The following is a 13,813-nucleotide window of genomic DNA, read 5'->3' on the forward strand; positions in this document are numbered from 1 at the left end:
TCCTGTCCTGGCGGGGAACTCACGCATCGACGACACCGCAGGCGAGGCGACTGCCCGCGTCGCCCGTGTTCAACGAATCCTCGTCAGCCCCCTCAGAGGCGTAGCGCTCGGGAATGTTGGCGTAGTTGTCCGGGCCGGAGTGGATCATGATCGCCGAACCGTCCTCGTCCTCCAGGTCGGACAGCGTCAGGCGGTCAGTTTCGAAGGTCAGAACCGCGTCTCCGGATTCCTTCACCAGTAGTTGCGGAAGATCACCGGCGTGGTCGGGATGATCAGCCTCGTCGGAGCCGAGGTGGCCGCCGGCGGACAGGAAGTCACCGGTGTCGTCGGGGGCACCGGGAGCGGCGCTGTCCGGCTCACACAGTCCGGTCTGGTGGATGTGGAAGCCGTAGAACCCCGGTTCCAGGCCGGAGAGGTCCGCGCTGATCTGGAGGGCGTCATTGACCTCACTGATCTCCACGGTGCCGAACTCCGTGCCCTCGGCGTCGTTGAGTACGACGGACAGTGTCTCGCCGGTGGTGCTTTCCTCCATGGTGGCGACAGTTGCGACAGGCTCGGCGTCGGGGGACTCGTTCTCGGTGGCACAGGCACCGACTGCGAGCAGACCGGTAACCCCCAGAACTGCGAATGCGGTGCGGGGCAGGGATCGGGAAGGGGATCGCATTGGGTTTCCTCTCGTGTCATACCCGCACAGTTGCAGAGAGGACCACCTGAGGATGAACGCGACGTGCTTCGGTGGATTTCTCCCGGAACTGCCAGGCTCTCGTGTCCCCGCCACGCTACAACGTCTATCTCTGTGGTGTCAGCGGTTTCAGCCTCGCATGCGGAAATTGCAATACTTCGGTGATCAACGGTGGGGACGGGAACGTTTCTCCCGGTGGTCCCGGTTGGCCGGGCCCAACAGCAGCCGATGACGGGGTTCGCTCCCGGGGTGACAGAATGAGACGATGACTGCAACACTCGTGGCGCACGGCCTGGCCGGCGGGCACGGCCACCGCACCCTGTTCGAATCGCTCGACCTCACCGTCGCCCCGGGGGACGTGGTCGGCGTCGTCGGTGCGAACGGCGCCGGAAAATCCACCCTGCTCAGGCTGCTCGCCGGCGTCGATGAACCCCAGGCGGGCACCGTCACCCTGGCCCCGGCGGACGCATTCGTCGGCTGGCTGCCGCAGGAACACGAACGCGTCGCCGGCGAGACCGTCACCGACTACATCGCCCGCCGCACGGGATGCTCCGAGGCCACCCGGGAAATGGATGAGGCGGCCGCCGCCCTCGGCGACCCTGATCTGTCCCGCACGGACGGCGTGGACCCGGCCGACGCCTACGCGGCGGCGTTGGACCGTTGGCTGGCCAGCGGCGCAGCCGACCTCGCCGAGCGCATTCCAGCCGTGCTGGCGGATCTGGGATTGGAGCTGGACGGCACCCGGGCGGAGGAGACGCTGATGACCTCCCTGTCCGGCGGGCAGGCCGCCCGCGTCGGATTGGCGGCGCTGCTCCTCTCGCGTTTCGACATCGTGCTGCTCGACGAACCCACCAACGACCTCGACCTGGACGGGCTCGAGCGGCTCGAGTCCTTCGTGCAGGGGCTGCGCGGGGGAGTGGTGCTGGTCAGCCACGACCGTGAGTTCCTGGCGCGCTGCGTGACGCATGTGCTGGAGCTGGACCTGGCGCAGGGCACCAACCGCGTGTTCGGCGGCGGATACGACGCCTACCTGGAAGAGCGCGAGACGGTGCGCCGCCACCGGCGCGAACAGTACGAGGAGTTCGCCGACAAGAAGTCCGACCTGGTCTCCCGGGCCCGGACTCAGCGGGAATGGTCGAGCCAGGGCGTGCGCAACGCGATCAAGAAGGCGCCGGACAACGACAAGATGAAGCGTAAGGCCGCGACGGAGTCCAGCGAGAAGCAGGCCCAGAAGGTCCGCCAGATGGAGAGCCGGATCTCCCGTCTCGAGGAGGTCGAGGAACCGCGCAAGGAGTGGAAGCTCGAGTTCTCCATCGGCTCCGCCCCCCGGTCCAGTTCGGTGGTCTCGACGTTGAGCGGCGCGGTCTTCCGGCAGGGTCCTTTCACGCTCGGGCCGCTCTCACTCCAGGTCAACGCCGGTGAGCGCATCAGCATCACCGGCCCCAACGGGGCGGGAAAATCGACGCTGCTCCGCGCGCTGCTCGGCCACCAGCACCCCGACGAGGGGACCGCGAGCCTGGGAGCCAGCGTGCAGATCGGGGAGATCGACCAGGCGCGTTCCGCCCTGGCCGGCTCCCGTCCCCTGGCGGAGGCGTTCAGCGACGCCGTCCCGGACTACACCGGGGAGGAGGTGCGTACCCTGCTGGCCAAGTTCGGACTCAAGGCCGAGCACGTGAACCGGCCCGTCGACGAGCTCTCGCCCGGCGAACGCACCCGCGCCGGGATGGCCGTGCTCCAGGCCCGGGGCGTCAACCTGCTGGTCCTCGATGAGCCGACGAACCACCTCGACCTGGAGGCCATCGAACAGCTGGAGCAATCGCTCGAGTCCTACACCGGCACGCTACTGCTGGTCACCCACGACCGGCGGATGCTCGACACTGTCCGCACCGACCGGCACTGGCAGGTGGAGGCGGGGAAGGTCAGCGAGGTCTGATCTGCAGGCAGTGTCGGAAATGCGCTGATTATTGCCCTGAATCCCCATTTTCCGGCCTTCCACGGGAGATTTCAGCCCCAGTCTGACTGGTTCCGCAGGCCGGGCGGCCGGGCGGGCGGGCGGCCGGGCGGGCAAAATCTCTTGTCACTCAACCCGGCCGGGACGATACTGGAGCCATGAGAGCCTGGAAGACCACAGACGTGCCCGGCCGACTTGAACTGACCGAGGTCTCCGTTCCGGAACCGGGCGCCGGTGAGGTTCTGGTCAAGGTCGAAGCGTGCGGAGTGTGTCGCACCGATCTGCACGTCATCGACCAGGAGCTGCCCGTCCATCGGCCCGGGGTGATCCCCGGCCACCAGGTCGTGGGTATCGTCGAGGCCGTCGGGTCTGCGGTGGTCGAGTTGCGCCCCGGGGACCGGGTGGGTGTGGCCTGGTTGCGGCACACCTGCGGCGTCTGCCGGTGGTGCAGGACGGGCCGGGAGAATCTGTGCCCCAACTCCACCTACACCGGCTGGGACGCCGACGGCGGTTACGCCGAGTACACCACAGTTCCCGAGGCCTTCGCCTACCGGCTCCCGCAGCTTGTCGACGCCGTGCGCACCGCTCCCATGCTCTGTGCCGGGGTCATCGGCTACCGGGCCCTCAAACGGGCGGCACTGCCGCCGGGTGGTCACCTGGGGATCTACGGTTTCGGTTCCAGCGGACACATCACCGCGCAGCTGGCGGCGGCGTCCGGCGCCGAGATCTACGTGATGACCAGAGGAGAGGCGAACCGGCAGCTCGCCCGCGACCTCGGCGCGGTCTTCGTCGGGGACACCTTTGACACGCCTCCGGAGCCGCTGGACTCGGCGATCGTCTTCGCCCCCGCCGGCGAGATCGTGCCAGCAGCGCTGCGGGCAACCACGCCCGGTGGCACCGTCTCGCTGGCGGGTATCCACATGAGCGACGTGCCCGCCATGACCTACGGGGAGCACCTCTTCCACGAGCGCGACCTGCGCACGGTCACGGCGAACACGCGGGCCGACGGCATTGAATTCCTGCGGTTGGCGGAACGGCTCCGGCTCAGCGCCCGGATCACCACCTACGGTTTCGACGAGGCTGCCACGGCCGTGGCTGATCTGCGTAGCGGCCGGGCCTCGGGATCGCTGGTGCTGACGTTTCAGAAGAAATAGGCGGCTATGAGCACCACGAGGGGCGGGATACTCGAGCCGATCGTCCCCCCCGATGCTTCCGCCCCGCGGCCTCCAGAAACCGAGGAGGTCGGCCACGCCCATGGCCAGGCTGGCCAGCAGTAGGTACCACGCGACGGTCACGACGACGATCGTGCCGGTTGTCTGGTTTCCCGTCCAGTACGCCACCAGTCCGACAATCATGCCGGCACCCGCGATCAGGTTCCGGGCGCCGACCACGAACGCCCACATCCTCACGTCGTCCAGATTCTCTGTGTGGACGGCGAGGAACTTCCGCGCTGTGGGATGCCCGTAGAAGAACATCTCCAGCGGCGAGACGACGATATAGGCCACCGCGCCAACCAGTGCGGCGATCTGAGCGACGAGGTGCAGTGTGTCCATGGCGGCCTCCTCGACCTGCCGGTGGATGTTTCCCTCCAATTTTACGGTCCGCTCTCCTTGCTCACCTGAGAGCCGGAGAAGAGAATGGCCACTATATTGGAGGTATGAACCTACTGGTCAGTCGTGAGGATGTCGTGGCTTTCCGCCTGCGGATGCATCACCTCTCGGAGCGTCTAGGAGAGGGAAACCTGGCGGAGGCAACGGGGCGGTGCGGCGTCCAGGACAGTCCACCGGGTTCGGCTCTCCTGTCGCTCCACGCCCGGGTACAGGGGGTGAGCCCGGCGGGGGTGGAGACAGCCATCGGTGAGGACAAGACCCTGCTGCGGACCTGGTGCATGCGCGGCTCCCCGCATCTCGTCCCCACGTCCGAGGCATCCGTGTTCACCACCGGCGTGCTCCCGGTCGATGAACAGGGCGAAAGGCACCTCATCGGCGGTGTCGGGTGGGCGCTGGACCGGCTGGGCATGAGCCTGACAGAGGCGGTCCAGCTCATTGAAGCGGGTGTGCGGGAGGTTCTTCCGGGCAGGTGGCTGGCCATCACAGACCTCGGCGAGGAGGTTGCCCGACAGGTTACTCCGGCGTTCCCTGCCCACCTTCGTATCCGCTGGGAAGAGGAGGGTCCCTACGCGCAGGGGCAGCCGCTCGGTGAGGCGGTCGTGCATTTCTGCCTGCGCATTCTCGCCCTGCGGCAGGTAGTGTGTTTCGCCCCGCGCACAGGGAACAAGGCGCCCTTTGTCCTGATGGAGGAATGGCTTGACACTCCTGCGCCGCCACTCGACCCCGGACAAGCGCGGGCCGAACTACTGCGGCGCTACCTGCGTTCCTACGGTCCTTCGACCCGCGCCCATTTCGCCGCGTGGCTGGGCGTGCGGGTCAGGGATGTCGGCCCGTGGTGGGAAGAGCTTGCGGGTGAGCTCGTTCCGGTCGATTACAACGGTGCTGCCTGGTTACTGGAAGAGGATGCAGCGAAGCTGGGAGAGGTGGCGGCGGCCACGGGGATACGGTTGCTTCCGCCCGGTGATCCGTACACACAGCTTCGCGACCGCTGGAGCATCCTGGACGAGCGGTTACACCGCGAAGTCTGGCGGTCCGCCGGATCACCCGGGACCGTCCTCCTGGACGGCGAGATCGTGGGCACGTGGCGGCATCGCAGCGCCCGCGGGCGAATGCACCTGAATATCTGGACTCCCGAAGAGCTGAGTGGGGTCCAGCGGGAGGCACTTGACACAGAGGCCCAGCTGATCGCATCCCTACGGGGAGCGGCGCGAGTGACCGTCGAGTTCGGCCGGCACGGCCGCCCCGGGTGACAACAGTGGACGGTGCGCCAGAACAGCGAGCACGAGCGCCAGGAACGCGAAGCCGCTGAACGCGATGGGGAGCACCCTTGAGGCTGCGGGATCACCGGCAACCTGCATGACTACCGCCATCTCTGCTACTGAGGAAGCCAGCAGGGCGGCCCAGCCGGTCACTGCGTAGCGCAGCAGAACCGCCCGCTCCGGACTCCTGATCAACCGGAGTGCCGCGATCACGATGACAGGCACAGCAATCCCCAGATCCATCACCTTCACCAGCCAGAACAGTCCCGGATAGGTGAGATACTCCACCGTCGGGTCACCCCGCCATAGAGCGGGTAGCCCGGGCAGATGCAGCCCGAACAGCAGGAACGCGCTGACCACCAGCAGGTAGACGCCGATGACCCGATCGACGCTTCTCGACGCCCCGTCATCTCCGGCACCGGCTCCTTCGCCGCCCACCGCAGGACCAGCCCGCACAGCACGAAAAGTCCCCGCAGGAGCGGGAAGAAGTACCCGCTGTTGCCGGGGGAACGGGTCGGATCTCCAGCGACACCCAGCTGGAAGTACATGTACAACCCGTACGTCGCCGGACTGAGTACGAGTAACCGGGCCTAGACGGTGGCCGCGCAGAACCAGCACCAGCCCCGCTACGTCGCCGCACCGGGCCTGGCCCGCCGTGCCGGATGAGACGTGATATTCGAGCCAGCCTGCGCCGAGGGGCCGAGGAGGGCGATCGTCGCGGCGCCGCAGCCCAGGACATTGAGGGCGATTCCCGGCAACCGGGAGTGCCGGAGAGCACTGTCGGACACGTTATCCACCTCCGACCGACATCCTAGGACGGGTGGATCGGTCGTGGGAGGTTGTTAACATCGGGGAATGCCCTCGACAGTGAGCGTTTACGCCGGCGTCGACCTCGCCGCCGACCCGAAGCGGACCGGACTGGCCACCATCCGGGACGAAGGCGAGCGCGTCGTGGTCGAGGACGCCCGGCTCGGGGCCGGGGACGACGCGATCATCTCGGTTGTCGGCGGGGCGCGCAAAACTGGCGTCGACGTGCCCTTCGGCTGGCCGCGTCCCTTCGTCGAGCATGTCGCGGCGCATTCGGCCGGGACACTCGGCTCCGCGCCCGACTCGGGGCCTGCGTGGCGCCGTTCGATGACGGCGCGCCGCACCGACGCCGTGGTCCGTGAGCGCTTCGGACTGGTGCCGCTGAGCGTGTCCGCCGACCGCATCGCCCACCCTGCGCTGCGCTGGTCGGTCGTGGAGGCACGTCTCCGGGACGGCGGAACGGACTGCCCGCGTGACGGTTCCGGCCGCGTCTGCGAGGTGTACCCCGCCGCGGCGCTGCGCTCCTGGGGGCTGCCTTTCCGCGGGTACAAGGCGGCGGATGCTTCGGCGGTGCGCGAGGGCGTTGTCGACAAGCTCGGGGAAATCGTGGACTGGAACGGATTCCGTGAGGAGTGCGTCCGTTCCGACGATGTGCTCGACGCGGTCATCGCCGCGTTGGTGGCCAGGGAAGCAGCTGCAGGAAGAACGCTGGCGCCCGAACCGGGAGACCTGGACCTCGCGTTGAGCGAGGGCTGGATTCACCTGCCTCTCGCGGGGATGCCTCACTGACTAGGGTGGGCGGCATGAGCAACCATGACGCCAGCCACCCCTACGATGCGCAGACGTTCGACCCGGAGACCCTGCTCGGCACGGTCGTCGCCGCCGGAGACCCCGACAAGACTCTGATCGAACCGTGGGCGGGCACCGTCAACGGCAGAATCCTCGACGTCGGATCAGGCACCGGGCGGTGGGCGGGCCGCCTGACGGCCCTGGGATACGACGTCGAGGGGCTGGAGCCGGCGGAGCGGATGCTCGACCTGGCACGGCAGACCCACCCTTCGGTGCCCTTCCGGCGCGGCTCCATCGAGGATCTGGCGGACTCGGGGGAGAAGTGGGCGGGCATCCTGGCCTGGTATGCGCTCATCCACATGGGCCCCGAGGAGCTCCCGGAGGCGCTGGCGACGTTGCGCACGATCACCAAGGACAACGGATCGCTGCTCATGTCCTTTTTCACCGGACCCCGCATGGAGACGATGGAGCACCCGGTGGACACCGCCTACCGGTGGCCGCTCCCGGACGTGACCCTGGCGGTGGAGCGCGCCGGGTTCGAGGTCGCGGGCACTTCCGGTGGGCAGGATTCCCCGCACGCCTACCTGCTCGCCCGGGCGACGGTCGAGCCGATCTCGCGCTGACCTGACCGAGCCCCCGCATCATTCGGGTTCATTGCCGGACCCGCGCCCCAGCAGGAACGGCGTGGTGACCCCTTCGTAGGAGACGTGCGTCATGAGTCCTTCGACGGCGTGCGGGAGGTTGTGGCAGTGGTCCATCCAGATGCCGGGGTTGTCCGCGAGGAAGACGATGTCGTAGGACTCTCCCGCCTCGACGTCCAGCGAGTCCACCCACCACGGGCTGCCGGTGGCGGGCCGTCCGTCCCGGGCGGTGACCAGCACATGATGGCCGTGCAGGTGCATCGGATGCACCTCCGGGGAACGGTTGACGATGCGCATCGCCACCACCTCCCCCTCGTTCACCGTGTACATCGGCACGTGGCGTCCCATGCGCCCGTTGATGGTCCACCAGTAGCCCGGGCGCCCGTCGAGGAATCCGACGCGTTGACCGATCCGGTACTCGTAGCTGCGGTCGGGTGCGCCGGCGTCGAAGGGGAGGACCGCCGGGGTGCCGTAGGTGAGCAGGTCGAGTTCCTCCGCCGGCGACGGCGCTTCGGGCGCGACGGCGTCCGGGGGTCCGAGAACCAGGGAGACGCCGGGGGACTGGACACGGACGGCCCCGTCGGCGGGGACGGTGACCGCCAGATCGGCGCGGGCCCCCGCGGCGAGCCGTATCCTCCGGTTCTTCACGACGCCCGGTTTGTGCAGGTCCGTTCCGTCGACGGCGAGAAGGCGGGCGTCCGCCCCCGCGACCCAGACCTGCGCGGTGACGTTGTCGGTGTTGATGGCGCGCACACGGATGGTGGCGCCCGGCGCCGCGTCCCGGCGGGTTTCCTCCGGCACGCCCGCGATCGTGCGGGAACCGCCGGGGTAGGTGTGCAGGAGCATGGTGGCGTCTGCGTCTGCGTCCGTGTCCTGCCCGGTGCCGGCCACCGGTTCGATGACGAGCGGGCCGAGCAGGCCGCCGATCACCTGCTCGTGGGAGACCTGGTGCGCGTGGTACCAGTAGGTGCCCGGATCCTCGGCCACGAACCGGTAGGTGAAGGACCCGCCCGGGTGCACCGCATCCTGGGTCACCCCGGCCACGCCGTCCATCGCGGCCGGGACATCGACGCCGTGCCAGTGCAGCGTGGTGCCGTCCGCGACGTCGATGTTGTGCAGTGCCACCTCCACCATGTCTCCTTCGCGGGCGCGGATCTCCGGCCCGGGTGAGGAACCGTTGAGGGTGTAGCCCCGGAACGATCCTCCGTTGGAGTTGGTGAGGGTGGCGGACCGCGCCTCCAGGCGCATCCGCACGTCGGCGGGCCGGTCGGGGTCGGCTGTGAGATCGACCACGTCCACACCGTCGGCCCCGACCTGTGCGCCGTGTCCGGAGTGCGTCGGCGCTACGGAGTAGGTGGCGGGCACGCGGCTGTCCCACCAGAGCCAGGCGGCCCAACCGATCGCGACGGCGAGGAGGGCGACGACCGCCCGCCGGGCGGTCGTCGAGAAGCGGTGGGCCGTCTCGGGGCCTTCGGCGGGGCGGTCCGGGTCAGACACCACTGCCTACGGAGCGGCGGGACGGCGCGGCAGCCGGGGCAGGGGCGGGTTCGACGTGCTGCCGCCCGAGGGTCAGTGCAGCGGTGAGCGCGACACCGAAGATCAGCAGGGCGTTGAAGCCGTGGAGGAACGCCAGGAAGGTGAAGGAGGAGGCCGTCAGCCCGAGCGTGACCTGCACGCCGACCAGGATGACGACGACGGCGGCCAGTGCCAGGGCACGGCGATCGTGCGTGAGGTAACCGACGATCAGGAGGATGGCGGCCACGACCGGGATCACGTACAGACCCGATATTGTGTGGACGATCAGTCCCCACACCTCCGTGAACGGGGGAGGCCCGGATGTGTCCGACATGTCGATGGTGCCGCCCTCGGCGATGTATTTGCCCACGCCGGAGGCGAACCACGCCTCAGAGGCGGCCTGCAGCATGACGAGCCCGCAGATGAGCCCGGCGAGGGAACGGTAGGCGGTTTTCATGATGACTCCTCGAGGGGGTTCGGCCCACCGGCGGTGGGCGCCGAAGTTGACGGGTAGGAGTGCATCAAGAGGGGAACGGGGCTATTGATTGACTTCAGTTAACGCCGTTGAAGATCGGGGAGTCAATGGCACTCATGTCACATCTCGGCAACAGTCCGCGAATATGGGATATGGGTGTTGATCAGCTGTGATAATGCGAAAAATAGTCGCGCCAGGGTGAGAACAGGCTGTTAGAATCCGGCTATGCGCCGACTCCTCGCGATTGCAGCCGTCACCTCCCTGTCCCTGTCTGTCACCGCATGCGCCGGGGCCAATCCACTCTCCTCCGGCACTTCCGACTCTTCGGGCGGTTCCTCGCAGGCTCACCCGCAGGTGCCCGTGGGGTCGATCGACCAGTTCCGGGTCACAGAACACGCCAGCTTCGACGAGGGTTGGGCCATGAGCTTCCTGCCCGGCACCGACCATCTGCTGATTTCCGAGCGCGGAGGTTCCCTGCAGCTGCGGGACCAGGGGAGCGGTGAGGTCGTAGAGGTCGGCGGGGTGCCCGAGGTTCACCATGCCGGGCAGGCCGGCATGCACGACGTCATCCCCGGCCCCGACTTCGAGACCGACGGCACCGTCTACCTCAGCTGGGTCCGCGACCACGAGCTCGGCGCCCAGGGAGTGGTCGGCCGGGCGACGCTCGACGTCGACAAGGCCAGCCTCAGCGGCCTGGAGGTCATCTGGGAGCAGGACCCCACCTCCGGCGACGGGCATTTCTCGTTGCGCATGCTCATCCAGGAGGAGAACCTGTTCGTCACATCGGGCGACCGCCAGAAATTCGATCCGGCCCAGGACAGGCAGACGAACCTGGGGGCGGTCCTGCGGCTCACCCTCGACGGGGACCCGGCCCCGGGAAACCCCTGGGCCGATGAAGGTGGGAAGGCGGCTGAGCTGTGGACCATCGGCCACCGCAACCCGTTGGGCATCGCCGAGGACAAGGCGGGCAACCTGTGGGTCTCGGAGATGGGTCCCCGGGGCGGCGATGAGCTCAATCTGCTGGTGGAGGGGGAAAATTACGGCTGGCCGGACGCCTCAATGGGAGTGCATTACGACGGTTCCCCAATTCCGGACCATACCCCCGGCGACGGTTTCCGGGCCCCTGCGGAGTACTGGGCGCCGTCCATATCGCCGGGCAGCCTGGCGATCTACCGCGGCGGGCTTTTCCCGGGCTGGGAGAACAGCGCTCTGCTCGGCGGCCTGTCCGGCCAGCGCCTGGTCCGGGTGCAGATCGACGGCGGGGAGGCGCAGACCGTCGAGCAGTGGGACGCAGGCGAACGCGTCCGGGCCGTCGCCGAGGCGCCGGACGGCGCCGTGTGGATCCTCGAGGACGGTGACGGAGGGCGTCTTCTTGAGCTGCGCCCAGCCTAGGAGCGCGGGGGGTCCTGGCGCTGCGGAACTGCCACGGTGTCAATGACGGCGTCGTCGGCCACGGGAATCCTCCCGGAATCCGCCGCGTCGTCGTCGGCCCACTGGCCGCTCTCGTAGTCGTAGTCGATCTCGTTGCCTTCTTCGTCGGTGCGCTGGTACCAGTTGGTCACCCGGTCGGCGGTGGAGTCGAAGTTCGCGCCCGCTCCCCGGCCCTCCGGCGCGGAGGAGACCGTCAGCTCGAAGTCGTCGCCGTGCTCCTCGAGCCCGCGGACGACCGCGTTCTGGACCGCGGCGCTGGCGTAGGTGCGGCGGATGGCGGCGGGGTCGGTGGTCAGATCCCGCAGGAACGCGACGGTCAGGAGGATGAGCACCACAGAGAAGGGCAGCGCGATGAGGATGGTGAGGTTCTGCAGGGAGGTCAGGGCGGTCTCGCCGCCGGCCAGCAGCATCACCGTGGCGATGCCCATCATGCACAGGCCCCAGAACACCACGATCAGCTTGTTCGGGGCGGGGTTGCCCTTGGAGGACATCGTGCCCATCACCACGGAAGCCGAGTCGGCCGAGGTGACGAAGAAGATCGCCAGCACGCCGATGAGGAGGAACGGGGTGACCGCGTTGAGCGGCAGCTGGTCGAAGAGGGCGAAGAGGACCTGTTCGTTGCCGGCGGAGCCGTCGAAGGCCTCGACCCCGTCGCGGTGGAAGCTGATGGCGGCGCCGCCGAAGATGGTGAAGGCCAGGATGAGGATGGAGGAGGGCACCGCGATGGTCACCAGCGCGAACTCGCGGATGGTGCGTCCCCGGGAGATACGGGCGATGAACATGCCCACGAACGGGGTCCAGGCGATCCACCAGGCCCAGTAGAAGGCGGTCCACCAGCCCTGGAACTCGACGGTGTCCTCGCCCCAGGACAGGGACTTGCCCATCATGGGCAGCATCTCGTCCAGGTAGGTGGCCACGCCCGAGGGGATGAGGTTGAGCAGCAACAGCGTCGGGCCGAAGAGGAAGACGAAAGCGACCAGGCCCAGGGTGAGGCTGATGTTGATGTTGGAGAGGTAGCGCACACCCCGGGCGACGCCGGACACGGCGCTGATGACGAAGGCCACGCCCAGGATGCCGATGATCGCCAGGATGGCGTTGTTCGTCAGCGGCCCGGCGCCCGAGATGATCTCCACGCCCCGGCCGATCTGCAGGGCGGAGAGGCCCAGGGTCGCCGCGGTGCCGAAGAGGGTGGCGATGATGGCGAGGATGTCGATGATCCGGCCGGGCAGTCCCTCGGTGTTCTTCGCGCCGAGCAGCGAGAGGAACGCGGAGCTGAACAGCGAGGGACGGCCGCGCCGGTAGGTGGAGTAGGCCAGGGCGCCGCCGACCAGGGCGTACAGGCCCCAGACCGCCAGGCCCCAGTGGAAGTGGGACTGTGCCATCGCCTGGTGGAGGGCCTCCGGGGTGCCCGCCTCGACGGTGTTCGGCGGCGGGGAGAGGAAGTAGGCCAGCGGCTCGGAGGGGCCGAAGAAGAAGATGCCCACGCCGATGCCGGCGCCGAACATCATCGCGATCCAGGAGAAGCGGGAGAACTCCGGGATGTCGTTGTCCTTGCCCAGGGGAATATGGCCGAAACGGGAGAAAGCCAGGAAGACCATGACGATCAGGCCGAGGGACATGACGAGGTTGAGCAGCCAGGCCGCGTGCGACATCGCCCAGGAGAAGGCGGTGGCGGAGACGTCGGCGACGGACGCGGGGTTGATCACGCCCCAGGTGATGAAGGCGATGATGAAGGTGGCGGCGGTGAAGAAGACCACCTTGTCCAGGCTGAACTGCCGGCGCTGGTCCTCCACGCTGATGCCGGGGACCAGTCCGGGGTGGAGATCATGCGGGTACACCCCGTCCGACAGGCCTTTCAGGGGATCCAGGATCTTCTCGGTCATCTGACTGGGTATGGGCTCGCGCTGTTCTGAGCGCTTCCGGGGGATATTCGGCATTGGTGTTCCTCACTGTGACGTGTGCGACGGGGTGCGGGGCGCGGCCGGCCGAGGGATGGGCGCGCGGATCTGCATGGGGCAGGAAATCGAGGAGACCACTCGTGGTCTCGTGGCCGGAATGTCTCGGAGGGGAACATCGCCCTGACCCCCGTGATCTTCGGTGTCGAAGGGGGTCGAACGCGGATTCCTCTGCACGGCCCGGGCGGCGGCACCGCCGCAACGCGGCTGGGCCCCCCGGATGAACCCTGAAAACGTTAGCCCCTCGGGGGTGGGGTTGGCCAACCTGAGTGATCCGTGACTCCTTGGGCGTCACATGTGGGGTGGAGCGTACAGTGTGCTCGGGATACCGGTCGGGGTGCTCCCTGAGCAGGCGCGGCAGACTTGGAGTGCGACATTCATGAACGAGAAGAAGAACGACCCGGATCTTGAGAGCGCCCACGTCTGGCTGGAGTCCGTCTCCACGGAGCTGGGGCAGGACCCGGCGGTGATCCGGGCGTTGGTCGAGGACCTGCTCGACCTCACCCGGGACGTGGCCCACGGGCCGTCCCGTCCGGCTGCACCCCTGACCGCTTTCCTGGTGGGCCTGGCCAGCGGCCGGGCGCTGGAGGCCGGTGCCGGGCCGGAAGCAACCGTCGATGAGACCCGGGAGACCATTGAACGGGTGCTCGCGCTGCTCAGAAAGGCCTAGCGGGGATTTTCCGGGCGGCTAGAGTGTG

General features: G+C 68.1%; 13 protein-coding genes and 1 pseudogene. 7 read left to right on the plus strand and 7 right to left on the minus strand.

Annotated elements, in window-relative coordinates; all coding sequences use genetic code 11:
- Positions 1 to 19 precede the first annotated feature (19 nt).
- Positions 20 to 664, minus strand: a complete 645-nt coding sequence (locus B840_RS04120) for a superoxide dismutase family protein (protein WP_042621081.1) — start codon at positions 662 to 664, stop codon at positions 20 to 22.
- Positions 665 to 947: 283 nt separating this feature from the next.
- Between B840_RS04120 and B840_RS04125 the strand changes: the two genes are divergently transcribed.
- Positions 948 to 2,615: an ABC-F family ATP-binding cassette domain-containing protein gene (locus B840_RS04125; protein ID WP_042621082.1), complete on the plus strand. Its 1,668-nt coding sequence runs from the start codon at positions 948 to 950 to the stop codon at positions 2,613 to 2,615.
- Positions 2,616 to 2,791: 176 nt separating this feature from the next.
- Entirely contained in the window at positions 2,792 to 3,787 is a 996-nt protein-coding gene (locus B840_RS04130) for a zinc-dependent alcohol dehydrogenase family protein (protein WP_042621083.1), read from the plus strand.
- 150 nt (positions 3,788 to 3,937) lie between these two features.
- On the opposite strand, the pseudogene B840_RS14040 reads toward B840_RS04130, so the two are convergent.
- Positions 3,938 to 4,186, minus strand: a pseudogene (locus tag B840_RS14040) (DUF1304 family protein); the annotation flags it as partial.
- Positions 4,187 to 4,290: 104 nt separating this feature from the next.
- On the opposite strand from B840_RS14040, the gene B840_RS04140 reads away from it, so the two are divergent.
- Entirely contained in the window at positions 4,291 to 5,493 is a 1,203-nt protein-coding gene (locus B840_RS04140) for a winged helix DNA-binding domain-containing protein (RefSeq protein ID WP_042621085.1), read from the plus strand.
- Here B840_RS04140 and B840_RS04145 read toward each other — a convergent pair.
- Positions 5,437 to 5,940 (minus strand): hypothetical protein, encoded by a 504-nt coding sequence (locus B840_RS04145; protein ID WP_042621086.1) that lies wholly within the window; start codon positions 5,938 to 5,940, stop codon positions 5,437 to 5,439. The two genes, B840_RS04140 and B840_RS04145, sit on opposite strands and share 57 nt — an antisense overlap.
- Before the next feature lie 188 nt (positions 5,941 to 6,128).
- Complete coding sequence (locus tag B840_RS13435) at positions 6,129 to 6,290, minus strand: hypothetical protein (RefSeq protein ID WP_156971833.1); 162 nt, start codon at positions 6,288 to 6,290, stop codon at positions 6,129 to 6,131.
- Positions 6,291 to 6,357: 67 nt separating this feature from the next.
- Here B840_RS13435 and B840_RS04150 point away from each other — a divergent pair, with 67 nt between their 5' ends.
- Both B840_RS04150 and B840_RS04155 read left to right on the plus strand, forming a co-directional pair.
- Positions 6,358 to 7,098: a DUF429 domain-containing protein gene (locus B840_RS04150; RefSeq protein ID WP_042621087.1), complete on the plus strand. Its 741-nt coding sequence runs from the start codon at positions 6,358 to 6,360 to the stop codon at positions 7,096 to 7,098.
- Positions 7,099 to 7,112: 14 nt separating this feature from the next.
- Positions 7,113 to 7,721, plus strand: coding sequence for a class I SAM-dependent methyltransferase (locus B840_RS04155; RefSeq protein WP_052491088.1), 609 nt, complete (start codon positions 7,113 to 7,115; stop codon positions 7,719 to 7,721).
- Positions 7,722 to 7,739: 18 nt separating this feature from the next.
- Here the strand turns inward: B840_RS04155 and B840_RS04160 are convergent, their stop codons facing one another.
- Positions 7,740 to 9,236 (minus strand): multicopper oxidase family protein, encoded by a 1,497-nt coding sequence (locus B840_RS04160; protein WP_084602778.1) that lies wholly within the window; start codon positions 9,234 to 9,236, stop codon positions 7,740 to 7,742.
- Positions 9,229 to 9,711 (minus strand): hypothetical protein, encoded by a 483-nt coding sequence (locus B840_RS04165; RefSeq protein WP_042621089.1) that lies wholly within the window; start codon positions 9,709 to 9,711, stop codon positions 9,229 to 9,231. The genes B840_RS04160 and B840_RS04165 overlap by 8 nt, the downstream gene beginning before the upstream one ends.
- Before the next feature lie 243 nt (positions 9,712 to 9,954).
- On the opposite strand from B840_RS04165, the gene B840_RS04170 reads away from it, so the two are divergent.
- Positions 9,955 to 11,121, plus strand: a complete 1,167-nt coding sequence (locus B840_RS04170) for a PQQ-dependent sugar dehydrogenase (RefSeq protein ID WP_042621090.1) — start codon at positions 9,955 to 9,957, stop codon at positions 11,119 to 11,121.
- On the opposite strand, the gene B840_RS04175 is transcribed toward B840_RS04170, so the two are convergent.
- Positions 11,118 to 13,043, minus strand: a complete 1,926-nt coding sequence (locus B840_RS04175) for a BCCT family transporter (RefSeq protein WP_042621091.1) — start codon at positions 13,041 to 13,043, stop codon at positions 11,118 to 11,120. The genes B840_RS04170 and B840_RS04175 overlap by 4 nt on opposite strands.
- A gap of 451 nt (positions 13,044 to 13,494) precedes the next feature.
- Between B840_RS04175 and B840_RS04180 the strand changes: the two genes are divergently transcribed.
- A complete protein-coding gene (locus B840_RS04180) occupies positions 13,495 to 13,785 on the plus strand; it encodes a DUF6457 domain-containing protein (RefSeq protein WP_042621092.1) in 291 nt (96 codons plus the stop codon).
- Positions 13,786 to 13,813 lie beyond the last annotated feature (28 nt).

It is taken from the genome of Corynebacterium marinum DSM 44953 (assembly GCF_000835165.1).
GTDB lineage: Bacteria > Actinomycetota > Actinomycetes > Mycobacteriales > Mycobacteriaceae > Corynebacterium > Corynebacterium marinum.